This is a genomic window from Prevotellamassilia timonensis, from assembly GCF_021531665.1.
Taxonomy (GTDB): Bacteria; Bacteroidota; Bacteroidia; order Bacteroidales; family Bacteroidaceae; genus Alloprevotella.
On record NZ_JADYUH010000041.1, the window covers coordinates 1 to 24,800 of the forward strand.

At 52.9% G+C, this 24,800-nt stretch carries 18 protein-coding genes; 5 read left to right on the plus strand and 13 right to left on the minus strand.

The genetic code is table 11. The features are described from left to right. Nucleotides 1-408 precede the first annotated feature (408 nt). The 4 genes from I6E40_RS07520 to proS form a co-directional block, all read right to left on the minus strand. On the minus strand, nt 409-966 hold the full coding sequence (locus I6E40_RS07520) for a hypothetical protein (RefSeq protein ID WP_235386422.1): 558 nt from the start codon (nt 964-966) through the stop codon (nt 409-411). Nucleotides 967-1,093: 127 nt separating this feature from the next. After that, nucleotides 1,094-3,121: a M13 family metallopeptidase gene (locus I6E40_RS07525; RefSeq protein WP_235386423.1), complete on the minus strand. Its 2,028-nt coding sequence runs from the start codon at nt 3,119-3,121 to the stop codon at nt 1,094-1,096. Between the two features lie 251 nt (nt 3,122-3,372). Beyond that, on the minus strand, nt 3,373-5,310 hold the full coding sequence (locus tag I6E40_RS07530; protein WP_235386424.1) for an ABC-F family ATP-binding cassette domain-containing protein: 1,938 nt from the start codon (nt 5,308-5,310) through the stop codon (nt 3,373-3,375). A gap of 361 nt (nt 5,311-5,671) precedes the next feature. Beyond that, the gene (proS, locus tag I6E40_RS07535) at nt 5,672-7,156 is read right to left on the minus strand and encodes a proline--tRNA ligase (RefSeq protein WP_235386425.1); all 1,485 of its coding nucleotides are present in this window, start codon (nt 7,154-7,156) and stop codon (nt 5,672-5,674) included. A 600-nt stretch (nt 7,157-7,756) separates the two neighbouring features. On the opposite strand from proS, the gene uvrB reads away from it, so the two are divergent. Beyond that, entirely contained in the window at nt 7,757-9,823 is a 2,067-nt protein-coding gene (gene uvrB / locus I6E40_RS07540; RefSeq protein ID WP_235386426.1) for an excinuclease ABC subunit UvrB, read from the plus strand. A gap of 25 nt (nt 9,824-9,848) precedes the next feature. On the opposite strand, the gene I6E40_RS07545 is transcribed toward uvrB, so the two are convergent. The 9 genes from I6E40_RS07545 to I6E40_RS07585 all read right to left on the minus strand — a co-directional run bounded on the left by I6E40_RS07545 (nt 9,849) and on the right by I6E40_RS07585 (nt 19,536). Next, nucleotides 9,849-10,634, minus strand: coding sequence for a glycosyltransferase family 2 protein (locus I6E40_RS07545; RefSeq protein ID WP_235386427.1), 786 nt, complete (start codon nt 10,632-10,634; stop codon nt 9,849-9,851). Between the two features lie 91 nt (nt 10,635-10,725). After that, nucleotides 10,726-12,093 carry an RIP metalloprotease RseP gene (gene rseP / locus I6E40_RS07550; protein WP_235386428.1) on the minus strand — a complete coding sequence of 456 codons (1,368 nt, stop codon included), beginning with the start codon at nt 12,091-12,093 and terminating at the stop codon, nt 10,726-10,728. A 35-nt stretch (nt 12,094-12,128) separates the two neighbouring features. Next, nucleotides 12,129-13,301 carry a 1-deoxy-D-xylulose-5-phosphate reductoisomerase gene (locus I6E40_RS07555; protein ID WP_235386429.1) on the minus strand — a complete coding sequence of 391 codons (1,173 nt, stop codon included), beginning with the start codon at nt 13,299-13,301 and terminating at the stop codon, nt 12,129-12,131. A gap of 88 nt (nt 13,302-13,389) precedes the next feature. Then, entirely contained in the window at nt 13,390-13,932 is a 543-nt protein-coding gene (gene rimM / locus I6E40_RS07560) for a ribosome maturation factor RimM (protein WP_235386430.1), read from the minus strand. Further along, nucleotides 13,929-15,233 (minus strand): UDP-N-acetylglucosamine 1-carboxyvinyltransferase, encoded by a 1,305-nt coding sequence (gene murA, locus I6E40_RS07565; protein ID WP_235386431.1) that lies wholly within the window; start codon nt 15,231-15,233, stop codon nt 13,929-13,931. Before murA ends, rimM begins: the two co-directional genes overlap by 4 nt. Nucleotides 15,234-15,335: 102 nt before the next feature. After that, nucleotides 15,336-15,917: a DUF4290 domain-containing protein gene (locus I6E40_RS07570; protein WP_235386432.1), complete on the minus strand. Its 582-nt coding sequence runs from the start codon at nt 15,915-15,917 to the stop codon at nt 15,336-15,338. Between the two features lie 89 nt (nt 15,918-16,006). Then, a complete protein-coding gene (gene tsaB, locus I6E40_RS07575; protein WP_235386433.1) occupies nt 16,007-16,717 on the minus strand; it encodes a tRNA (adenosine(37)-N6)-threonylcarbamoyltransferase complex dimerization subunit type 1 TsaB in 711 nt (236 codons plus the stop codon). A gap of 217 nt (nt 16,718-16,934) precedes the next feature. Next, the gene (locus I6E40_RS07580; protein ID WP_235386434.1) at nt 16,935-18,593 is read right to left on the minus strand and encodes an ABC transporter ATP-binding protein; all 1,659 of its coding nucleotides are present in this window, start codon (nt 18,591-18,593) and stop codon (nt 16,935-16,937) included. Next, a complete protein-coding gene (locus I6E40_RS07585; RefSeq protein WP_235386435.1) occupies nt 18,583-19,536 on the minus strand; it encodes an NAD kinase in 954 nt (317 codons plus the stop codon). The genes I6E40_RS07580 and I6E40_RS07585 overlap by 11 nt, the downstream gene beginning before the upstream one ends. 276 nt (nt 19,537-19,812) lie before the next feature. On the opposite strand from I6E40_RS07585, the gene I6E40_RS07590 reads away from it, so the two are divergent. The 4 genes from I6E40_RS07590 to I6E40_RS07605 all read left to right on the plus strand — a co-directional run bounded on the left by I6E40_RS07590 (nt 19,813) and on the right by I6E40_RS07605 (nt 24,675). Beyond that, entirely contained in the window at nt 19,813-20,532 is a 720-nt protein-coding gene (locus I6E40_RS07590) for a pyridoxine 5'-phosphate synthase (RefSeq protein ID WP_235386436.1), read from the plus strand. A 245-nt stretch (nt 20,533-20,777) separates the two neighbouring features. Then, nucleotides 20,778-21,359, plus strand: a complete 582-nt coding sequence (locus I6E40_RS07595) for a DJ-1 family glyoxalase III (RefSeq protein WP_235386437.1) — start codon at nt 20,778-20,780, stop codon at nt 21,357-21,359. Nucleotides 21,360-21,447: 88 nt separating this feature from the next. Continuing rightward, entirely contained in the window at nt 21,448-23,553 is a 2,106-nt protein-coding gene (gene recG, locus I6E40_RS07600) for an ATP-dependent DNA helicase RecG (RefSeq protein WP_235386438.1), read from the plus strand. Nucleotides 23,554-23,685: 132 nt separating this feature from the next. Continuing rightward, on the plus strand, nt 23,686-24,675 hold the full coding sequence (locus tag I6E40_RS07605) for a transporter (RefSeq protein ID WP_235386439.1): 990 nt from the start codon (nt 23,686-23,688) through the stop codon (nt 24,673-24,675). Nucleotides 24,676-24,800 lie beyond the last annotated feature (125 nt).

The window sequence follows — 24,800 nt, forward strand, 5'->3', positions numbered from 1 at the left end:
TCGTCAGAGCCGTTTGCATCAAGCGCAAGGGGTTTTTCCGGTTTTTGTCTTTCATTCATTCGTTCAATTTCTGCACATTTCGCGCGTTCCGTGTCCCAAAACAAATTAATGACTTTTTAATGAATCAAATTCATGAACATTAATGTTTCAAAAAGGCGGTCCTTTCATCTTTCGTCCTTTCCTCCTTTCCTCTCTTCGTCTCTTTGACCATTGACCATTGACCGTTGACTCCCTAACTCTTTGTCTCTTTGTCTCTTTGTCTCTTTGTCTCTTTGTCTCTTTTTCTCTTTGACCATTGACTATTGACCGTTGACTATTGACCATTGACTCCCCAACTCTTTGACTCTTAGTCTCTTTGACTCTCAATGTAGGGTTTTGTGTATAGTTTGTGTATAGTTTGCGTGCAAACTATACACAGAGAAACGCGTTGATAATCAGAGGAATGTAGGGTTTTGTGTAGGGTTTGTATAGTTTTTGTGCATAGTTTGGCGTATGTAATGTATGGTGTGTTGAACACGAATTGCGCGGATGGTGCGGATCATGCCAATCATGCGAATCATGCGAATTAAAAGAAACGTCCGTGACGTGCGAAACGTTCGTGTCGTTCGTGACGAACGAAACACAAGCATCAAGCGTGACGCGCGAAACGTCCGTGTCGTTCGTGACGCGCGAAACATAGGTATCAAGCGAAACGCGCGAAACGTCCGTGTCGTTCGTGACGCGCGAAACATAGGTATCAAGCGAAACGCGCGAATCGTTCGTGTCGTTCGTGACGCGCGAAACATAGGCATCAAGCGAAACGCGCGAAACGTTCGTGTCGTTCGTGACGCGCGAAACATAGGCATCAAGCGAAACGCGCGAAGCGCGCGAATCGTCCGTGACGCGCGAAACATAGGCATTAAGCGAAACGCGCGAAACGTTCGTAACGCGCGGATGGAGCGGATGTGTCTTGAATGGGAAAAACAAAAAGGTATAGAAGAGCCAAACGCTTCTATACCTTTCTCAACTATGTCTCAGCAATATTGATCTGAGCAAAATTTGTCTCAAATATATTGATCTGAGCAAAACTAATTTCTCAGTTTTCTCAGCAGTTTTACCACACGTCCACGCGTTCTTTTTTGGGAATGAAGAGGGGGCTTTTTTTGGTGATGTGGAATGCTTCGTACCATGCGTCAATGTGGGGCAGGGCACCGTTCACGCGGAGTTTGCCGGGAGAGTGAGGGTCTGTCATGACGCGCTGGCGGAGTGCTTCCTCGCGGATGTTGTTTCCCCAGATGAGCCCGTAACTGAGGAAGAAGCGTTGCTCGGGCGTGAATCCGTCAAGTGTGGGGAGGGGGTGTTCCTTCATGGCGTTTTGAAGTGCGGTGAAGGAGATTTGGAGTCCGCCGTGGTCTGCGATGTTCTCGCCCAGCGTCAGTTTTCCGTTGCAGTTCAGTCCGGGGAGTACTTCAAGATTGTTGAAGAAGTGTTCCATGACCTCCGTTCTCTCTTTGAAACTCTTGGCGTCTGCTTCGGTCCACCAGTTGCTCAGGTTGCCGTCTTTGTCGAACTGCGAGCCTTGGTCGTCGAAGCCGTGGGTCATTTCGTGGCCGATGACCACCCCGATGGCGCCATAGTTGCAGGCGTCGTCTGCATCCGCCTGGAAGAAAGGAGGTTGCAGGATGCCGGCGGGGAAACAAATCTCGTTGGTGGTGGGATTGTAGTAGGCATTGACGGTCTGCGGTGTCATCAGCCATTCGTCTCGATCGACGCGTTTGTTCACCCGCTTTTCAACGTAGTAGTCACTCATGAAGCGGCGTGCTCGGAGGAGGTTTTCATAGAAACTGAGTTTGTCGTCGATGTCCAGTTTTGAATAGTCCATCCAGGTGTCGGGATAGCCGATTTTGACGCGGAAGGCGTTGAGTTTTTCGTGTGCTTTCTGTTTGGTTTCCGGGCTCATCCATTTCTGTGCGTCGATTCTTTCGCTGAGTGCGTGTTGGAGGTTGCGGACGAGTTCCGTCATGCGCTGTTTGGAAGTTTCGGGGAAGTATTTTTCCACATAGACTTTTCCAATCGCCATGCCAAGGGTGTGGTTGACGACGTCGATGCCTCGTTTCCATCGCGGTTTGTCCTGTTCGGCGCCGCTCATGGCGTGCTGATAGAAGTTGAAGGTGGCTTCGCGGAAGCGGTCGGAGAGGGAAGAGGCAGCGTTGTCGAGTACCTTATAAGTGAGATAAACCTTTAAGTCATCAATCGATTCTTCCGCCAGGATTTTTTCGGCTTTTCGGATGGCTTCGGGCTGTCCGACGCAGATGTTTTCAAAGGAGGGTATGCCGTTGAGCAGCATGACGGTGCCCCAGTCAATTCCCGGAAAGTCCTCGAGCAGTGCGCGATAGGTCATTTTGTGGTAGTTCCCTTCCACGTCACGGAGTTTGACGGCATCGTAGAAATCCTCGGCGAGTTTTGTCTCGAGCGCCATCACGGTTTGTGCGTTTCGGGCAGCGTCTTCAGCGTTGCATCCGGTGAGGGAGAAGAGTTGTGCGACGTAGGTTTTGAAGGCTTCGCGCACTTTTTGGGTGGCTTCGTCGTCTTTGAAGTAGTAGTCGCGTTCGCCCATGGAAAGTCCGTCCTGATAGAGTTGCATGAGGTTCCATTCGGAGTCTTTGAGGTCTGCTTCGCATCCGAGGGCGAAGAAAGTTCCGATGCCCATGGTGAGGAGTTTTGCGACCTCGAACTGCACTCCCTGTCGGCTCTTGATGGCATCAATTTCTGCGAGGAAGGGTTTGATGGGTGCGTAGTCCTCTTGGTTGCGTCGCAGGCTGTCGGTGGCGAGACGGTAGAGCGAACCGATTTTCTGTTCGATGGTGCCTTGGGGAGCGTTTTTTTCGGCGAGTTGCTCAATCATTCCTCGCAGGTTCTTCTGTGTTTGTTCGGTGAGGAGGTCGAACTGTGCGTAGCGGGAATGCTCCGGCGTCAGAGGGTGTGAGTTGTTCCATCCTCCGGCGGCATACTCAAAGAAGTCTGTGCCGGGATTGGCTTTGAGGTTCATGTTGGCACGGTCAATGCCTGTGCCAAGGTTGGTTTGTGCGCTCGCGGTGGAGGCACAGAGAGCCATGATTGAAAGCATTTGGGTTAGTTTCATTGCTGATTGTTTATTTTGTTTTAGTAATCCTCAAAAAATAACCTGCATTATCTTTGAAAATCTTTTCGCATTTTTTCTCTCCATTAATGTTCAAAAATTGTTTCATTAATTTTCTCATTAATTTCAGGAATCATTCGTAAGTTTCAAGAATCATTCGTTTCATTTGTGTGATTCGTGTTCAAAAACGTGTTCAAAAACGTGTTCAAGAACGTGTGGGGAGAAAAAGTGGAGGGGAAAGTGGAGGGGAAACCTCAGTCGGGGAAGTTTTCCTCGAGGTCGGTCAGGGCTTGTTCCCAACGTTCCTCCGTTTCGCGGATTTCCTGTTGCAGGGCAGTGTAGCGCGTGTAGAGGGCTGTGTTTGCGGCTCCTTCGGGTGTGGCGAGTTTTTCTTCGATTTCCGCTTTCTCCGTTTCGAGGGCTGTGACCTTCTCTTCGAGTTGTGCCACCTCTTTCTCCGCTTTTCGTTTCAGTCGGGCAAATTCCTTTCGTTCTTCATAGGAGCGTTTTCCCTCGGAGACTTCCGCGTTTTTCTCCTCCGTCGGTTTCGGTGCGGTGAGTGTTTCGTTGCGGGTGGCGTTCTCCTCGCGTTCCTTGTCCTGGAGGAAGTCCTCGATGCCGCCGATGTGCTCGCGGATGTTTCCTCCGCCAAACTCATAGACTCTGGACACCAGTCCTTTGAGGAAATCTCGGTCGTGGCTGACGACAATCACCGTGCCGTCGAAGGCGGTGAGTGCCTCCTTCAAGACGTCCTTGGTTCGCATGTCAAGGTGGTTCGTCGGTTCGTCGAGAATCAGGAAGTTCACGGGTTCCAGCAAGAGGCGAATCATGGCGAGGCGGGAACGCTCACCACCAGAGAGTACTTTCACCTTCTTGTCCGACGCTTCGCCGCCAAACATGAACGCCCCGAGGATGTCTCGGATTTTGGTGCGTATGTCTCCCGTGGCGACGCGGTCAATCGTGTCGAAGACGGTGAGTTCGCCGTCCAGAAGTTGTGCCTGATTCTGAGCGTAGTAGCCAATCTCCACGCCGTGTCCGAGTTTGAGTGTGCCTTTGAAATCCGTTTCCCCCATGAGACACTTCACCCAGGTTGATTTTCCCTCTCCGTTTCGTCCGACGAAAGCCACTTTCTCGCCGCGTTTGATGGTCAGATTCACGTTGCGGAGCACACAGTGGTCGCCGTAGAACTTCGTGAGTTCCTCACAGATGACGGGGTAGTCGCCGGAGCGAGAGCAGGGCGGGAATTTCAGGTGTAGCGCGGAGTTGTCCACCTCATCCACTTCGATGGGCACAATTTTCGCGAGTTGTTTGATTCGGTTCTGCACCTGCACCGCCTTGGTCGGTTTGTAGCGGAAGCGTTCGATGAAGTCCTTCATCTCGGCGATTTCTCGCTGTTGGTTTTCGTAGGCGCGGAGTTGTTGTTCACGGCGTTCATGTCGGAGGCGGACGTAGTCGTCATAGCCCACCTTGTAGTCCGTGATTCTTCCGCATGAGATTTCCATCGTTCGGTTTGTCACCTTGTTGATGAAGGCGCGGTCGTGGCTGACGAGGAGGACGGCGCTCGGTGATTTGACGAGGAAGTTCTCGAGCCATCGGATGCTCTCGATGTCAAGGTGGTTGGTCGGTTCGTCGAGGAGCAGGATGTCCGGTCGTTGGAGGAGAATCTTTGCGAGTTCGATTCGCATTCTCCATCCTCCCGAGAGTTCGGCGGTGGGTCGGTCAAACTCCTCCGGTTTGAATCCCAAGCCTGCAAGCGTTCGTTCTGCTTCGGCTCTTCCGCCTTCAGAACCAAGGAGTTGCAGACGTTCGTTTTCGTGGGTGAAGCGTTCGACGAGTTTCATGTAGTCCTCGCTGTCGTGGTCCTGTCGCTGCGTCAGTTCGCGTCGCAGTTTCTCCACTTCCTCTCTCAGGCTTTCGACGGCACTGAAGGCGGTCATGGTCTCTTCCATGACGGTGCGTCCGTCCTGGAGTTGCATGACCTGAGGGAGATAGCCAATCGTGTCGTCCTTGCCGGCGCTGACAGACCCCGTGGTGGGACTCTGCTTGCCGCAGAGGATTTTCAGCAGGGTAGATTTCCCCGCACCGTTTTTCCCCACGAGTGCCACTCGGTCCTTGGGGTTTATCACGAACGACACGTCCGCGAAGAGCGGACGTGCGTTGAATTCCACAGAAAGATTGTTTACGGTAATCACTGTGTGTCTGTTTCTTGCAAAGATTTGTGGGTTGTTCTATAAATTATGGAATAAGGAACGTTCAAAAGAAACTGTTTACGTTTTGGTTGCGGAGTCTATGGTCTATAGTCAACAGTCTATAGTCAACAGTCTATAGTCAACAGTCTATAGCCAACAGTCTATGAGCAACAGTCTTTCTGAGTGATTCATTTCTTAGTGTGCTCTATTGTAAGTTTCGTCAGTCACATAGCCCGCTATGCTCCTTCCTTAACTGACAAAAGTTCATCTCTAAGAAGTCAAAAATCAACTCAACCTAATTTTTAGAACACCCCTTATTTGTGAGTAATCAAAAATCAACTCAACCTAATTTATAGGATTCCCCTTAATAACTTCTTGCCATGATGACGCGGCAGGTGGCGGGTTTTCCGCTGACCATGTCGCAGCCGAGGTCCTCCTGGCTGTAGCCGAAGGGGACGCAGCGGATGGTGGCTTGTGTTTCCTCCTTGATGCGCGCCTCGGTCTCGGGTGTTCCGTCCCAGGGGCAGAGGAAGAAGCCGCCGTCCTTCACCTTGGACTTAAATTCCTCATAGTCATTGCAGGTGTAGATTCGTTCTTTGAGGCGGTTCTCCGCTTTGGTGTAGAGTGCGGTTTGAATTTCTTCGAGCAGCGCAGCCACGTGGTCTGCAATTCCTTCGAGTGGCAGGGTGGTTTTCTCGAGTGTGTCGCGGCGCATGAGTTCCACCGTTCCGTTTTCGAGGTCGCGTGCTCCCATGACGAGACGTACGGGTACGCCCTTCAGTTCATAGTCTGCAAATTTGAAGCCGGGACGTTTGTTGTCTGCGTTGTCATATTTCACGCGTATGCCCTTGGCTTCCAGTTCTGCGGTGAGTGCTTGGAGGCGTTCGTCAAGTGCTCCTCCGTCTTTGTCTCCTTTTGAGATGGGGATGATGACCACCTGAATCGGTGCGAGGTGGGGCGGGAGGACGAGTCCGTTGTCATCGGAGTGGGTCATGATGAGTGCGCCCATGAGACGTGTGCTGACGCCCCAGGAGGTTGCCCAGGCAAATTCCGGTTCGTTTTCTTTGTTGATGAACTGCACGTTGAACGCCTTTCCGAAGTTCTGACCGAGGAAGTGGCTGGTTCCGCTTTGGAGCGCTTTTCCGTCCTGCATCATCGCCTCGATGGTGTAGGTGTCGAGGGCTCCGGCGAAACGTTCCGTTTCACTTTTGACGCCTCGGATGACGGGCATTGCCATCACCTCGCGTGCAAAGTCCGCATAGACGTCCAGCATCTGGCGTGCTCTCTCTTCCGCTTCTTCGCGAGTGGCGTGGGCGGTGTGTCCCTCCTGCCAGAGGAATTCGGCGGTGCGGAGGAAGAGGCGGGTGCGCATTTCCCAGCGCATCACGTTGCACCACTGGTTGCAGCAGAGAGGCAGGTCGCGCCAGGAGTGAATCCATTTTCGGTAGGTGTTCCAAATCGTGGTTTCCGAAGTCGGGCGGATGATGAGTTCCTCTTCGAGTTTCGCTTCGGGGTCCACGACCACGCCTCCGTTTTCGTGGTCAGCCTTGAGACGATAGTGGGTGACGACGGCGCATTCCTTGGCAAATCCCTCGACGTGGTCAGCCTCTTTGGAGAGGAAACTCTTCGGGATGAGCATGGGGAAGTAGGCGTTCTGCACGCCCGTTTTTTTGAATCGTGCGTCGAGGTCCTGTTGCATACGTTCCCAGATGGCGTAGCCGTAGGGTTTAATCACCATGCAGCCTCTGACGTCCGCGCTTTCGGCGAGGTCTGCTTTCACCACCAGTTCATTGTACCAGCGGGAATAGTCTGTTGCCCGCTTGGTCAGGTCTTTCAGTTCTTTTGCCATATATGTGTGAGATTTTGTTTTACGTTGGGTTGTAGTGTGTCGCCAGTCAGTAGGCGGGTTATATGGTATGCTGTCAAGGGCACGTGAGGCATGTTCTCCTCGTGTTTCCTTAAAAAACTTTGCAAAATTAGTGAGAAATAACGACTTCGGCGCAGTGGGAGGCAAGAAAAAGGCGGAAGCCCTGTTGAGTAATCCTCAAAAAATAACCTGCATCCTCTTTGAAACTCTTTTCGGTCCATATTTCCTCCCTCATCAGTCACATAGTTACGGCTATGCTCCTTCTTCGGGTGAAAATCTGTCCTCGAAAATGTCATTCAAATCTGACGCAACTTATTATTTTCATATTACTTAGACACGAACTATAGAGATGAATCAGCCCTTGTTTTCCTCTCCGTGAATGTGCATTCATTGTCTCGTTGGTTGTCTCTTTTAAGGGGTATTCTATAAATTACGGGATAAGGAACGTTCAAAAGAAAGTGCTTACAGCAAGAAAAAGTGAATAATTTGGCGTTCTGCTTTGTCCTGCTTCCGACTTGTGCTAATTTTGTCGGTTCCAAACGCTCATTGGCGTGGTGGCGATTCATTTTCCGTAAATTCTCCATGAAGTCTTTCCAACTATTTTCCCAGTTTTCTCCTTCCGGCGATCAACCTAAAGCGATTCACGACCTTGCAGAGGGCGTGAAGAGTGGGTTGCCCGCACAGGTTCTGCTCGGCGTCACCGGCTCCGGAAAGACGTTTACGCTGGCGGGGGTTATCGAAAAAGTGGGGAAACCCACGCTCGTGCTGAGCCACAACAAAACGCTTGCGGCACAACTTTACCAAGAGTTCAAAAGTTTCTTCCCGGAGAATGCGGTGGAGTATTATGTCTCCTACTATGACTACTATCAGCCGGAGGCTTACATCGCTTCGACCGACACCTACATCGAAAAAGACCTTGCCATCAACGAAGACATCGACCGACTCCGCCTTGCTGCCACCTCCTCGCTGCTCTCGGGAAGAAAGGACGTGATTGTCGTGTCGTCCGTTTCTTGTATTTACGGTATGGGAAACCCTGCCGCCTTCTACGAAAACGTCATTGAACTTCGCGTCGGCAAGAACCTCGGACAGAGCACGCTCTTGAACAAACTCGTCGGCGCGCTCTATGTCCGCAACGACCTCAGTCCGCGCCCCGGTACGTTCCGCGTCAAGGGCGACACGGTGGACATTTTTCTTGCCTATGCCGAAGAAGTCGTGCGTGTCGTTTTCTGGGACGACGAAATTGATGCCGTGGAGACCATCGACCCTGACACGGGATGCCGAATCATGAACTATGACGTTTATAAGGTCTATCCCGCCAATCTTTTCATCACTTCCCAAGACACGCAACAGCAAGCCATTCGTCTCATTCAGGATGACCTTATGGCGCAAGTTGAGCATTTCAATTCTCAAGGCAAAACGTTGGAAGCGAAGCGGTTGCAGGAAAGAGTGGAATATGACTTGGAAATGATTCGCCAGTTGGGGCACTGCAGCGGTATTGAAAACTACTCCCGCTATTTTGACGGTCGGCAGCCCGGCGAGCGTCCCTATTGTCTGTTGGACTTTTTCCCGGATGATTTTTTGCTGGTGGTCGATGAAAGCCACGTCACCGTGCCTCAGATTCGAGCGATGTATGGCGGTGACCGTTCCAGGAAGGAGGCGCTGGTGAACTATGGCTTCCGTCTGCCCGCCGCGCTTGACAATCGTCCGCTGACGTTTGAGGAGTTCCAGGAGATGACGCCACAGGTGATTTATGTCAGTGCCACTCCTGCAGAGTATGAACTGGCGGAGAGCGAAGGCGTGGTCGTGGAACAAATCATTCGACCGACAGGTCTGCTCGACCCGCTGATTGAGGTGCGCGACACGGAATATCCCGTGGACGACCTCATGGAAGAAATCCGCCGCGAGATAAACCTCAACAGCCGTGTTTTGGTGACGACGCTCACCAAACGCATGGCGGAGGAACTGACAGATTATTTGTTGAAAAACGGTGTCAAAGCCACCTACATTCACAGCGAAGTCGATACGCTCTCCCGTGTGCAAATCATGGACGATTTGCGGAGCGGCGTTTGCGACGTGTTGGTCGGTGTGAACTTGCTGCGTGAAGGTCTCGATTTGCCCGAGGTGGCTCTTGTCGCCATTCTCGATGCCGACAAGGAAGGATTTCTCCGCTCGGCGAGGTCGCTGACACAGACCATCGGACGTGCTGCAAGAAATGTTCGGGGAAGAGTGATTATGTATGCCCACAAAATCACGGAGTCCATGCAGCAAGCCATTGACGAGACCATGCGGCACCGTCAGATTCAGCAGGCGTTCAACACTGAGCATCACATTGAACCGAAACAGATTGTCAAGCCAACGGGTGCCGGTGCTCTGTCCCTGGGAGGCAAGGCGGAAGAGGTGGAGCGGAAGAATGCGCGCCGCAAAAACACGCCGTTCAAATATTCCGAAAGTGCAGCGTCGGCACAGCCGCAAACACAGGCTGCCGAAGATGCAGTTCTCTATGAAAGACCCGGAGAGACCGTGGAGGAAAAATGTGAGCGTCTGACAAGAATGATGAAGCAGGCTGCCGCAGAATTTGACTTCATTGCAGCAGCCCGCCTCAGAGATGAACTCTTAAAGATTCTTCCGAAAGAAAAATTGAAGGGATGAGGAAGAATCCTTGTCGTGTTGAGATTTATTTTTTTTGTCGGAGCAATTTGAATTTTGAAACGATGACATCGCAGGCTTTTCTGGTGATGCGGATGGGCATGTAGAAGCGGGAGACGGGGATGCCGTGTTTGCGAAAAGCCTTCACGATGTTTTGGTTGCCCGTCAGGATTCCCTTCACAGAGCCGTTGCTGACTCCGCCCGTTCGCATTTTGACCATGAAGTATGGCAGATAGGCACTGCGAAGTTGGTGTACTTCCAAATATCGCAGCATGAATTCAAAGTCTGCTGAGATGTCAAGACTTGTGTCGTAGCCGCCGAGACGCTCAAAGTGTTCCTTTCTCACATAGAAAGTCGGGTGGGCGGGGTGCCAGCCTTTGCTGAAGCACCCTTTTTCATAGGGGCTTCCCTTCCAGATTCTCACGATTTTGTTGAGGTCCGTGCGGCTGACGTAGAGCAGGTCGCCGAAGACACAGTCCGTTTCGGGGTTTTCAAAAGCCTTTGCCACTCTCTCAATGACGCGATTGTCAAAGAGCACGTCATCGCTGTTGAGAATGCCAATCACATCGCCGCATGCCATGGCAATGCCTTTGTTCATGGCATCATAGATTCCCTCGTCAGGCTCGCTGACCCAGCGCATCTTTCCGTGGAACCGACTTTCGTTCTGCTTGATGATTTGGAGCGTTTCGTCGGTTGAACCACCGTCCACGATGATGTAGTCAATGTCGGTCCAAGTCTGTGACAAAACGCTTTCAATCGTGTCTTTCAGTGTGGTTGCGCTGTTGTATGTACTGGTAATGATGGATATAGTCATGATGAAGAGCGTTCAGTGAACTTCCCGTTTTGAGAGTGATTCCCGGCGGGAAGTTTCCTGTTGTTTTCAGGTGAGTCTGACTTCAGCATTCTCACCACAAGAAGTTTCGGAAGTCGTTGAAGATGGCAAAAGCCATGAGCAGGAGCAGCAGGGTCATTCCAATCATCTGCGCTTTCTCCATGAAGGCATCGCTCGGTTTGCGTCGTGTGATTACTTCCACGAGCAGGAAGAAGACGTGACCGCCGTCCAGAGCCGGAATCGGGAGAATGTTCATGAATGCCAGAATGAGAGAGATGAAGGCTGTGAGATTCCAGAATCTTTGCCAGTCCCAAGACGTGGGGAACATGCTGCCGATGGCACCGAAAGAACCCACGCTCTTTGCACCTTCAGAAGTGAAGATATATTTCAAATCTTCCACATATCCGGTGAGCACGCTCCAGCCGTAGGAGAAACCTGCCGGAATGCTTTCCAGAATGGTGAACTCACGGGTGACGGTTTTGTATTCATCCGTGATGGGGTTCACCCATGCCAATCCCATAAGATAGTCCTCGGAGAGTTGGAGTTTCAGCGTGTCGGTTTTGCCCGCGGGGCGTTGCACCACGAGTGTGGCATTGCGGAGGCGCAGACTGTCGGCGTGTTTTCCGGCAGAAAGGATGTCGTTCATGCGTCCCCGGTTCAGATTGTAGTCGTTCACGGAGCGGATGGCGCAGTCATTATATGCCAGCACCACGCAACCTTTCGTCACGCCAGCCTTGGCAGCAGCCCCGTTGGGAATCACGCTGTCCACCACAGCAGGAATGAGCGGAGCGGCAAAGGGAGGGTCCTGTTTTATCATTTCCAGCAGGCTCAGGTTGCCGGGCAGGCTGATTGCCACCTCTTTGCCGTTGCGGCGGACGCGCAGAGTCGTGGCATTGCTGATGTCGCGCAAGACGTTGCTGTTGAAATCGCGGAAGGTCGTTTCGTTCGTGCCCAAAAGGATGTCACCGTCCTGCAAACCAAAGGAGTGAGCCTGTTCGTTGAATTGAAAACCGTGGGTCATGTTTTCAATGGGAACATATTTTTCTCCCCAGGTGAAGAGCACTGAACTGTAGATGACGAAAGCCAAGACAAAGTTCACGAGGACGCCGCCCACCATGATTAACAGCCTCTGCCAGGCTGGCTTGGCTCTGAACTCCCACGGTTTGACGGGTTGTTTCATTTGCTCTTTGTCCATGGATTCGTCAATCATGCCGGAGATTTTGACATATCCTCCGAGGGGCAACCAACCGAGACAATAGGTTGTGTCGCTCCATTTGGGTTTGAATTTCAGCGGCGTGAACCAGGGGTCAAAGAAGAGGCAGAACTTTTCCACGCGCACTTTGAAGAGTTTGGCGAAGAGGAAGTGTCCTCCTTCGTGAAGGATGATGAGGATGGAGAAACAAAGGATGAGTTGCAGGGCTCTTATGAGAAAGATTTCCATGATTTCTGTTGGGGACTTGGATTTCAGGTATGAAGTTAGGATTGGGGCGTGGCGTTGGTTTGAAGCACCTCCGTGGTGCGTCTTCTTGCCCAATCATCGGTTTGGAAGAGGTCATCGAGTTGTGGGTTGGCAATGAAGTCTGCCTGTTGCAAGACTTGCTCGATGGCGGTGTGCATTTGCGGATAGGTGCACAACCCTTTTCGGAATGCCTCGTTGGTCACCTCGGCTGCGGCGTTGAGCACGCAGGGGATGTTGCCGCCGCGCTCAATGGAATCGTAGGCAAAGCGGATGCAGGGGAAGCGTTCCGGGTCGGGGGCTTCAAAGTGGAGTGCCCCAATTTGGAACAAATCCAGCGTTTCTGCCTGTGGGAGCGGAAGGCGGTGAGGAAAACCGAGCGCATATTGAATCGGGAGTCTCATGTCGGGCACTCCGAGTTGTGCGATGACAGCACCATCGGCAAATTCCACCGCGGAGTGCACGATGCTCTCGGGATGAATCACGATTTGAATGTCTTTCGGTGCGACGTTGTAGAGATGACGTGCTTCAATCATTTCGAAGCCTTTGTTCATCATGGTTGCCGAGTCAATCGTGATTTTTGCTCCCATCGTCCACTTCGGATGTTTCAGTGCTTCGGCAGCCGTCACGTTTGCCAACTGTTCTTTGGAGAAGTTGCGGAAGGGACCTCCCGAGGCGGTGAGGAGGATTCTTTTCACTCGGTTCACGTCCTGTCCGTTCAGACACTGGAAGATGGCGGAGTGTTCGCTGTCCACGGGAAGAATGGCAACTTTGTGAAGATGGCAGAGTTCCTGGATGAGGCTTCCGGCAACCACCAACGTTTCTTTGTTGGCAAGGGCAATCGTCTTGTGTGCCTGGATTGCCGCCACGGTCGGGCGAAGTCCGGCAAACCCCACCATGGCAGTCAGTACCATGTCTATGCTGTCGAGGCAAACCACCTGTGCGATGGCATCGCTGCCGGCATAGACCTTAATCGGAAGGTCTGCCAGCATTTCTTTCAGTGCTTCATGTTTTCCTTCATCGGCAATCACCACTGCATCGGGAAGGAACTCGCGTGCCTGCCTGGCAAGCAGTTCCACGTTGCTGCCGGCTGTCAGCACGCGAGCCTCAAAGAGGTCGCGATGATGGCGGATGACGTCCAGCGCCTGTGTGCCGATGGAACCGGTGGAGCCGAGAATGGCTATTTTTCTCATGATTTTTCTTCTTCAAAGGCTTCGTCTCGTTTTGCGAGAGATGCCTTATTATATATATCTATACCTTATAAATAAGGTGGGTCATTGCTTAAGCGTTCAAGGTGAGCAGTTCCTCAGGAAGGTTGAGCGAGAGCCTTTGTTTTCTCAGGTCAAAACTTTCCAAGAGGTCATCGTGATAGGGGACGATGATTTCCTCTCCTTTTTCGTTGCGGACGTAGAGCAGGATGTTGGAGGAACTTTCATCAACCTGCTCCACGGTGCCGATAAGTTTTGTTTCGTGCTGAAAAAGTTGGAAACCCGTGAGCGCACGATAACTGCTCAGTTCCGCTTCTTCCAGCCACGTTTCGTCTTCTTCGTCAAGGGGATAGGCGACACGCGCGCCGACGAGTCTTTCTGCGTCTTGGGGTGAGTCCACGTCGGAAAATTTCATCAGTAGCGTGTGGTCATTTTTGTAACGATATTCCTCCCAGAAAAAGGGGACGTAGATGCCGTCAAGTTCCAAGAAGAAAAACTCTTTGTCCGTGCCCTCGCGCTCAAAGCAGTCGTTGGTGAAGTCGATTTCAACTTCGCCTTTGAGTCCGCGCGCTTTGGTGATGCGTCCGATGTGAATGAGGTTATCTTCTTGAATCATACTCTTTTGATGACTGCGCCGAGGCGGCAGAGTCTTTCTTCAATGTGTTCGTAGCCGCGGTCGATTTGTTCGACGTTGTCAATTCGGCTGGTTCCTTCCGCGCCCAGGGCAGCGATGAGCAGGGCGATGCCGGCTCGGATGTCGGGTGAGGACATTCTTCTTCCGCGAAGTTTGGTGGCATTGTCATGACCGACCACGACGGCGCGGTGCGGGTCGCAGAGAATGATTTGTGCGCCCATGTCAATCAGTTTGTCCACGAAGAAGAGTCGGCTTTCAAACATTTTTTGGTGGAACAGCACAGCCCCTTTTCCCTGAGTTGCCACGACGAGCAGGATGCTAATCAAATCCGGCGTCAGTCCCGGCCACGGCGCATCGGCGATGTTCAGGAAGGAACCGTCAATGAAACTCTCAAAGCAGTAGTGTTCCTGTCGTGGAATCAAGATGTCATCGTCTTTGATATAGATTTGGATGCCGAGACGTCGGAAGGCTTCGGGAATCAGTCCGAGGTGTTTGACGCCTGCTCCTTTGATGGTGAGTCCATCGCCGACCATGGCGCCCATTCCGATGAACGAGCCAATCTCAATCATGTCCGGAAGGATGCGGTGGGTCGTGCCGTGAAGGGTTTCAACACCCTCGATGGTCAGCAGGTTGGAACCGATTCCTTTGATGTCCGCGCCCATTCTGACGAGCATCTGACAGAGTTGTTGGACGTAGGGCTCACAGGCAGCATTGTAGATGGTGGTTTTTCCTTTCGCCAGCACGGCAGCCATGATGAGGTTTGCCGTTCCTGTCACTGACGCCTCGTCGAGCAGCATATAGGTTCCTCGGAGTTCTTTTCCCGAGAGGTGATAGACGCCGGTCTCTTCTTCATAGTAGAATCTCGTGCCCAATTTCTGGAGCCCGTAGAAGTGTGTGTCAAGCCGTCTGCGTCCGATTTTATCGCCGCCCGGTTTGGAGAGTCGCGCCTCACCCCTTCTTGCCGTCATGGGACCGAGCAGGAGTACGGAGCCTCTGAGGCGGGAGCAGTCGTCAAGATACTCTTTGCTTGCCAGATAGTCCTGGTTGAAGGTCTCCGCACGGAAGGAATAGTCTCCTTCGCCATGGTGCGTCACCGTCACTCCCATTTTTCTGAGCAAATCAATGAGGTTGTTGACGTCCAAGATGTCGGGAATGTTTGTCACTCTCACCTCCTCTGCGGTCAGCAGGGTGGCGCAGATGATTTGCAGAGCTTCGTTCTTGGCTCCTTGCGGAGTGATTTCTCCTTTGAGGCGGTGTCCGCCTTCGATGATGAAGGAACTCATGTGTTTCAGAGGTTGATGGGTGAGGAAAAGACTGACCGTGGTGGGGCTTGTCGGAAGAGGAGCATGTTCTCTCGGAAAGGATTGGTTTTTCTCTAAAGCGTTTTATCTCCGTTGTCTGCTCGTGTATTTTCTTCCCGTGTAGATTCTCAGTTCTTCAGCCGAGGGTGTGAAAAGCCCTTCGGTGTAGATGGCGATTTCGTGGGCGACGGTTTCAATGTCAGCGTGTCCGGCTTGTCTTTCGTTCAGACACTTTTGCATTCTGAAGGCGAGCGTGCGACACATCGCCATGCGTGCTTCTTCTGTGGGCAGGGACATCATTTTGTCAATGGACTTTTGCATCAAGCGCCCGTAGTGTCTGAATCTCATGGAGGAAGAAGAGTAGGGGATGGCAAGCGGTTTGGGTTGCAGAGTCTCGTGTTTGACCACCTCAAAGGGGCTTCCGATTTCATCATCGTAGCCGGTCATGAAGGCAAGGTGGTCCCAGAGTTTCTTTTCCAAGCTCGCTGTCTTTCTTTTCTCCTCCAGGCGCGTTTTCATCAGCGCGATGGTGGTTTGTGCGAGCAGTTTTTTCTTCTCCGGACTTTCTGCCTCGGTGATTTTCTTCACCATTTCTTCCACGAGGCGACCGTAAGCGCGAAAGAGAAGCGGCTTTTCTTGAGAATTATATTGAGCGTGTTCGGTCATGTCCTATATATAAAAATGAGTGTACTGTATAAATTGATGTGTACCTATATATAATAATGGTGTTTCGTCTTGAGAACGTCTCCGCCGTCTCAGGTGTGGGCGGGCAGTACGCTCTTCTTGGAGAGCGAAGGCTGATAGGCTTTCAGGTAGAACGGTTCGCTGTATGCCAAGTCGTCAAATCTGCTTTTCGCAAAGCGCGCTTCGGCCACTTCCACCATCATGGAGGCGCAGATCGTCTTCACTTCTGCAAACACAAAACGGCTGTCTGAGAAAATCTCGCGGCATTTCTCCGCGCCGCTTCCGCCAATCAGAATGGTCTTGTCGGCGGGCAAGAACGTTGTCCCTTCTCGGTCCAGACAGACAGCCTGCGTGGCTTGCACCTCTTCCAATTGAGGGTTGAAGAGAGCCGTATAGACCTCCATCCTTCTGGCGTCAGTCATGGGGCAGAGCAGAGCGTCCGTGTTTGCCAGTCCTTCAGTTGTTTTGCGTAGCTCGGCGGCGAGGATTTCGAGGGTAGGGATGGCGATGAGCGGAACGCCCATGCCGTAGCACAGTCCTTTTGCCGTTGAAAACCCGATTCTCAGTCCGGTGTAGCTGCCGGGACCTGCGCTGACGGCGACAGCTTGCACTTTTTCTCCGAGAGCCTTTGCTTCTGCGAGAGCTTCCTGAATGTAGCCCGAAACGCTTGCGGCGTGATTCATTTGTTGGGGTGAAACGCGCTCAAAGACACATTGCCCGTCGTGGGACAGAGCCACGGAGCAGGTTTCCGCCGATGTTTCTATGTGTAGCAAACAAGCCATCTTCTGAGGTTGAGATTTTGATTTGTTTTGAGGAAAACTAGAGTTGTTTTTCAAGGAAAACAGATGCAAATTTACAAAATAAAACGTGAAAGCCTCCCACCGCGGTGCCGAGAAACCGCAAACTTGTGGTTTTGTTGTTCTTTTTGGAAAAAGCGCGTGGCGAAATCTGCCGCTTTTTCAGATTGCCTCTTCCCCTTTTCCTCATTTGCCAAACCTTTCAGAGCCGGAGCACCTGTGTGGCATATTTCAGTACCTCCGGGCGGTGGGTGATGAAAACGAGCGTGTGGTGTCGGTAGGTTTGGGCAATACGTTCCAGCACAATGGATTCCGTTTCCGGGTCGAGCGAGGAAGTGGCTTCATCGAAGATTTTGACGGACGAGGGCATGAGCAGACAGCGTGCAATGGCAATTCGTTGTGCCTGTCCTTCCGAGAAACCGTCTCCTGCTTCTCCGCAGGCGGTGTTCAGTCCCAGCGGGCGTTTCATGACAAAGGTGTCGGCGGCGGCACACCATAGTGCTTTTTTCAGTTCTTCGTCAGTGGCTTGCGGGCAAGCCATGAGGAGGTTGCTTTTCACTGTGCCCGAGAAAAGACTGTTCCCTTGTGGGACATAGGCTGGGACGGAGTTCGTGTCCGTTCCATAGAACTCCACCTTCCCTTCTGTCGGCGTGATGAGTCCGAGCATGAGGCGCACGAGTGTCGTTTTCCCCGTTCCGGTCTCTCCCATGACGGCTGTCACGCTTTGCGGTGGGAGGTCGTAGGTGAATCCTTCGAAGATTTTGCGGGACACTTTGGTGTAGGAGAACGTCACTTTTTCGAATCGTATGCCCGGTGCTTTCTCTTCGGCGGCAGGTTGCGGCGCGTGGTGTGGTGCGGTGTCGTCGAGAGGTATTCTTTCTAGTTCCGTCAGTCGGTCGGCGGCGGTGAAGGCTGTGATGAATGCCGGGACGAATTGTGAGAGAGAGCGCACGGGGCTTTGGATTTGTCCGACGAGTTGCACGAAAGCCAGCATCGCGCCGTAGGTGATGCTTCCGTCAGCCAGGCGGCAGGCTCCCCAGGCAAAGGTCAGAAAATAACCCATGGCAAAGCCGAAATTCATCAGCCCCGAGGACCAGGTCGAATATTTTGTTCTTTTCAAGATGCACTGATGCCACGCTTGTTGCTGTTCTTTCAGAGGACCGAGGAAAGGTGCGGTGTGTGCAATGGATTTGACCACGAGGATGCGGGAGAGCGTTTCTTGGATGACCGCCCAAACGGCGCTGTCGTGGGTGCGGGCTCTGTGGCTCAGTCGTCTCATGGGGCGTGCATACGCCTTGGCAGAGAGTGCGAAGAAGGGAATCAGAAGGATGATGATGATGGCGAGCGTGTGGTCCATGAAAAAGAGCAGGCAGAACGCTCCGATGAACTGAGCAACTGTGGTGAAGACTGCGGGCACGGTTTCAGTCGTGAAACTCACCACGTCTGCCACGTCTCTTTCCAGTCGGTTGGTCAGTGCTGCGGTGTGGTGGCGTTTGAGCGAGACCCATTGACAGCAGAGCAGTCTCTCAAAGAGTTCTCGTCTCATGTGGTTCTGCGCTTTGACGCCCAGGATGGCTCGAATCCATCGGCTTCCCAGGGAGACGGCAATTCTCAGCACCATGAGGAAGGCAATCAGTGCCAGTGCGGGATGCAGGTCGGTGGCGGCATTGTGGGTCGGCGAGGGCAGGGTGGCGATGTCCACCGCACGTTTTGTCGCCCAAACGAACGCCAGGTCCAAACCCACGAGCAGCAGTCCCGAAGTGGCGTTCAGGACAGCTTGCAGGCGATTCCCTTTGAGTTGTCGGAACAGGAATCGCACGGTTGGGGAGAGCAGAATGGATGGTCTAAACTTAAATTTCATTTTGGTGTCTTCCGTCGGCTCCCCACATGAGTTTTTCTCTCAGCGTGTCAAAGAAGTCGGTGTGTTGGATTTTGATGACCCGGATGGGGCGGGGAGCTTTTTTCACACAGACCTCTGCCGTTTGCGGCAGACTCTTGCTGACGCCGTCAGCAGCCAGAAGGAAGTTTCCGCTGCGGCTTTTGACGCGCATTCGAATCGTGACATCGTCTCTGACCACCACCGGTCTGACGTGCAGACTGTGGGGGGCGACAGGTGCGAGACAAAATGTCGGAGTGGTGGGCATGAGCACCGGACCGCCCACACTGAGGGAATAGCCCGTTGAACCTGTGGGTGTGCTGACGATGAGTCCGTCTGCGGAGTAGGTGGTCAGCAGGGCGTCGTCCACAGTCGTGACAATTTCGATGAGCGAGGAATTGTCGTGTTTGAGAACTGCCACTTCGTTCAGTGCGAGGGGACGAGTGTGAAACGGTTCTTCGTTGACGAAGACGTGGATGGCACATCTGTCTTCCACGACGTAGCGTCCCTCCGCCAAGGCTTGGAGGGAGGGTTCGATTTCGTGGGGAGAGACATCGGCAAGGAAACCAAGTCTTCCCGTGTTGATGCCGAGGATGGGTACTCCCGTCAGTCCCAGTTGCGAGGCGGTGGTGAGGAACGTTCCGTCTCCTCCGATGGAGATGGCAGCATCGGGCGTGGCGTTTTTTTCTTCGGGACAGAAGAGTGAATAGTCCGCGATGTCAATGTGCAGGTTGTGGGCGAGGAAGTTCGCAAATTTCTTTTCGATGAGCACGTTCACCTGCAGGGTGCGGAGTGTTTCCAGAATCCTTGCCACATATTTGCTTTTCTTCGTCTGATAGACGTTTCCGTAGATCACCCAGCAAGGTTTTATGTTGGTTTTCTCCATTGAGTGGCTGGTTTTCTCCATTGAGTCTTTGTTCTTCTTCATTCAGTTTTTTGTGATGGTGTGCTCGGTGGTGTTTTTGTCAGTTTTGCCCACACCGAACCTCAGTTTACATGTTTCAAGACCTTCTTAATGCCTCAGAAGGGGAGGGAAGAGATAGATTTAACCTTTTTTGTGGGATATGATTCTCTAAAAAAGCGTAATTTTGCCCATGCCGAGACGGAGTTTCGGAGGAAAACGGGCACTGCTGTCCTTTCGTTTTACGCTGCGAAGTTAGTGGAAGCCCGTTGAAAGCGCAAGAAAAAATCAATAAAAACGACTATGCACACGAACCTAAGTGTCAATATCAATAAAATTGCCACGCTGCGTAATGCACGAGGTGGGAATTGTCCCGACGTTTTGAAGGCTGCTCGCGACATCGAGTCTTTCGGTGCTGAGGGCATCACCGTCCACCCGCGTCCCGATGAGCGTCACATCCGTCGGGAGGACGTGCACAATCTCTCCGCCATGCTCACCACGGAGTTCAACATCGAGGGCTATCCCTCGCCGGAGTTCATCGACCTGGTCTGCTCCGTGCACCCCGCACAGGTCACCTTGGTGCCAGACGCTCCCGATCAACTCACCTCCAACCACGGCTGGGACACGCTGACTCACAGAGCGTTCCTCACGGATGTAGTGGCACGCTTCAAGGAATGCGGCATTCGCACCAGCATCTTCATTTCTGCCGAGGAACGCTTTGCCGATGGCGCACGCGAAGTGGGTGCTGACCGCGTTGAACTCTACACCGGTCCCTACGCAGCCCTCTATCCTGCTGACCCGGCTCGTGCCATTGAGCCTTTCCTTCAGACTGCGCGTCATTGTCGCGACCTCGGCCTCGGGTTGAATGCCGGTCACGACCTCAGCCTTGAAAATCTCGGATTCTATCACGAGCAGATTCCTTGGACTGATGAAGTCAGCATCGGTCACGCCTTGATTTGCGACGCGCTCTATCTTGGCTTGCGTGAAACCGTGTCCCGGTATCTTGCTCTCCTCCGCTCGTAGTTTGCTGCAGAGTGAAAGAGAAAAATTGGGAAGGCTTTTGAGTAATCCTCAAAAAATAACCTGCATCATCTTTGAAAATCTTTTCGTTCCATATTTCCTCCCTCATCAGTCACATAGCTACGGCTATGCTCCTTCTTCGGGTGAAAATCTGACCTCGAAAATGTCATTCAAATCTGACGCAACTTATTATTTTCATATTACTGAGTTCCTCCTTACATCTGAAACAATACAAAAAGAAACGACATATGGTATATCTATTTCTTGCTGACGGTTTTGAAGAAACCGAAACTTTCCAGACAATTGACATCCTTCGCCGTTGCGGACTCAAAGTCGTGACGCTCAGTGTGACGGGTCGCCGCATCGTGACCGGTGCCCACGGCATCTTCACCAAGGCGGACAGTCTCTTCCGCAAAAACCACGTTGTTCAATGCCGTGCGATGGTGCTGCCCGGCGGAATGCCCGGCGCCCTCACCCTTAAAAACTGCGTCGTGCTTCGCGTTGCGTTGCAACAGCACGCCTTCTTGGGTGAAGTCATTGCCGCCATCTGTGCCGCTCCCATGGCACTTGCCGCTGCGGGCATCTTGTCCGGTCGTCATGCCACCATCTATCCCGGCATGGAAGAGCACCTTGGCGATGCCATCTATCACAATGATGCCTATGTGGTCGAAGACGGCAACATCATCACCGCCTCCGGTCCCGCCGCCACTCCCGAGTTTGCCTTTGCCATTGCCTCCCGCCTTTGTCCGGAAGAGGTTGTGCAGAGCGTCCGTCGCGGCATGCTCTTCAACCCGCCCGTTGAGGTGAGTGCCCCCGTGCTGAGATTCTGAAAAGAAGACGATGGCGGGTGCTCCGCCGGCTCTTCTCGGTTCATGTTCTTCTTAGAACTGTGGAATCTCAACTCTGAATGTTCTTCCCATGTCTCTCCTGCTTTCGACTCACATTAAGTATTTAAAGGGAATCGGTCCCGTCAAAGCACGCACGCTGAGCGAAGACCTGAAGATTTCCTCGGTGGGTGACCTCCTTGCCCACTACCCCTATAAACACACAGACCGAACGCGTGTTTGGTCTGTGTGTGATTTGTCTGAGGGCGCGTCACATTTGCAACTGCGTGGTCGCATCGTGGATGTGCGTCTCGAAGGGGAAGGCATGCACTCCCGTCTCACCGCCACTTTCTCCGATGGCACCGGCTTCCTTTCTCTCATTTGGTTTCGTTCCGTCAAGACGATGCAGAAGAGACTGGAAAAGGCTGGAAATGCCGAATGGTTCGTTTTTGGTCGTCCCTCTCTCTTCAACGGACGCTTCTCCATTGCCCATCCCGAACTTGAGCCCGCCAATTCAAAGGAACTTTCGGCGGGCAGCCTTGACCCGCAGTATCACACGACGGAGCGCATGAAGCGTTTCGGACTCACCTCCCGTGCTTTGGGCGGTTTCATTCGCCACGCTCTTTCGCTGGTTGAGGATTCCGAGCTTCCCGAGACCCTGCCGCCGACCGTCATGTCGGACTACGGGCTGATGCCCTTTTGCCGTGCGCTTCGCACGGTTCATTTTCCGGATTCTCCTGCCAACCTCAGTGCCGCGATGCACCGCATGAAGTTTGAGGAACTTTTCTTCCTCCAACTCCACATTCTGCTCATGATGCAGCGCAATCGCACCGCGGTTGCCGGGCATGTCTTTGCGCGGGTTGGTCCCTTGTTCCATCAGTTCTATTCCTCCTGTCTTCCCTTCTCGCTGACCGAAGCTCAGAAGCGAGTCATGAAGGAAATACGGGCGGATTTGGGCAGCGGACGTCAGATGAACCGTCTGTTGCAGGGCGACGTGGGCAGCGGGAAAACCATCGTGGCATTGCTCTGTGCGCTTTTGGCGTTGGACAACGGTTTTCAAGCGTGCATCATGGCGCCCACCGAGATTCTCGCTTCGCAACACCATCGTGGTCTCTCCGAACTTTGTGCCGCGCTCCCTGTTCGGGTGGAACTTTTGACGGGTCATGTCAAAGGCGTGCGTCGTCGGGAGATTCTCGCCGGCTTGGCTGACGGCAGCGTTTCCATCCTTGTCGGCACCCACGCTTTGATTGAGGATGAGGTGCGCTTTCAAAGACTGGGGCTTGCCATCATTGACGAGCAACACCGTTTTGGAGTCAAACAGCGTTCTCAACTTTGGAAGAAAAGCGACCTTCCTCCCCACGTGCTCGTCATGACTGCCACTCCGATTCCCAGAACCCTTGCCATGACCGTCTATGGTGACCTTGACGTCAGCGTCATTGACAGTCTGCCGCCCGGTCGTACGCCTGTGAAGACCCTTCATTTCGGGGAGTCGCACATTGGTCGCGTCTATGACGGCATACGTCGCCAACTGGCTGAAGGAAGGCAGGTCTATGTGGTCTATCCTTTGGTGGAAGAAAGCAGCAAGTTGGATCTCGCTGACGCCTGCCGCGGCTTTGAAGAACTGTGTGACATCTTCTCCTCCCACCGCGTGGGGTTGGTTCATGGAAGAATGACACCGGAGCAGAAAGACGTCACCATGCAGGCGTTCACCCGAGGAGAGATTCACATCCTTGTTTCAACCACGGTCATTGAAGTCGGCGTGAACGTGCCGAACGCCAGTGTGATGGTCATTCGCCACGCTGAGCGCTTCGGGCTTGCTCAACTTCATCAGCTGCGCGGAAGGGTGGGGCGCGGTGCCGCGGCATCCTTCTGTCTTTTGGTCACTCCCGACCGTCTTTCCGGTGACTCCGAACGCCGCATTCAGGTCATCACCTCAACCACTGATGGCTTCGTCGTGGCAGAAGAGGACCTGCGCCTGCGAGGACCGGGTGACATGGAGGGCACAGCCCAAAGCGGACTGCCGTTCCGACTGAAGGCGGCATCGCTCGCCAGTGACGGCGTACTTCTCGAACAAGCACGACGTGCCGCTGCAAGTGTCGTGGCTGCTGACCCGGACCACACGCTTCCTGCCTTTGCTCCCACATGGCGACACCTCAGAGAACTGGAGAGTGAAACCGCTGACTATTCTTCTATTTCTTGATATATATAAGAGTGTGAGATTATATAATATGGTGTGAGATTATTCTGCGGGGTCCTTCAGAAAATTCTTGTTTGCTCGACCCTTTCCCGCAGATTCCTCCAAATTGCTTCAAGACTTCACAAAACTGTGCTCATGACTTCTAAACTCCAAAGCACGTTCTCTTGGGGAGCGTTTTTCAAATCCAATGCCTTGCTTTTTGCCATTGTCTTCGGTGTGGCGACAGCTTTCATCGGACATGCACTCCCGCTTTCCGAGACCTTCTGCCGTGTCGTTCGCACGACCGTCTCTCTTGTTCAGCCCGTCCTCATTTTCCTGATGTTGTTGCTGACTTTCTGCAAAATTTCCTTCGGTGAACTACGTCCTGGCAGGCTTCATTTTGAGTTACTTGCAGTTCAAGGCGGCGGGTTCCTCCTTTGTGTGGCGTTGTCTGCCTGTTCGTTCTTTTCCGACCCCTTCTTGAACTTGTTGTGGCAGAGTGCCGCCATTCTTTTCATCTGTCCGACCGGCACCGCCACCGCCGTAGTGACCTCGCGGCTGGGCGGCAGTGCGGAGTTCGTGGCTTCCTACACACTGCTCGCCAATCTCCTCACCTCGCTGTTGCTCCCTCTTTTCGTGCCCGTGCTTCACCCCTCGGGTCATGCAGAGTTTTTCCCCTCTTTCTTTTCCGTGCTCGGCAAGGTATTTCCTCTGTTGCTTTTGCCGCTTTTGACGGCATGGCTCCTGCAACTCCGCAGTCCGCGGCTGTGTAGTCGTCTGATTTCGGTGCCGGGTCTTCCTTTCCGTCTTTGGTGTCTCACCCTCTCCTTGTCGGTAGCCGTCACTGTCAGCAACGTTCTCAACGAACGTGTCGGCATTGGAGTCTTGTGTGCAGTGGGGTTGGTCTCGCTGTTGGCTTGTGCCGCACAATTTGCGCTGGGGCGTTGGGTCGGAGCGCGTCGCCGCCGTCCCATCACGTGCAGTCAGAGCATGGGGCAGAAAAACACGGTCTTTGCCATTTGGGCATCCACGTTTCTGTTGAATCCCATCAGTGCCCTTGCCCCGGGGTTCTACAGCGTGTGGCACAACCTCTACAACACGTGGCAGCTGAAACACGTGGACAAAATCAGCCCCGACGATAAGTGAAGGGAGTCTTAGGAAGTGCATCAACTCTACACTGCTGCGTAACGAAACCGCCGCTGTGTAGGGTTTGTTGTAACTGCGCATCAACTCTACACTATACGTAAATAAAAGGGGAAAACAAAAAACTA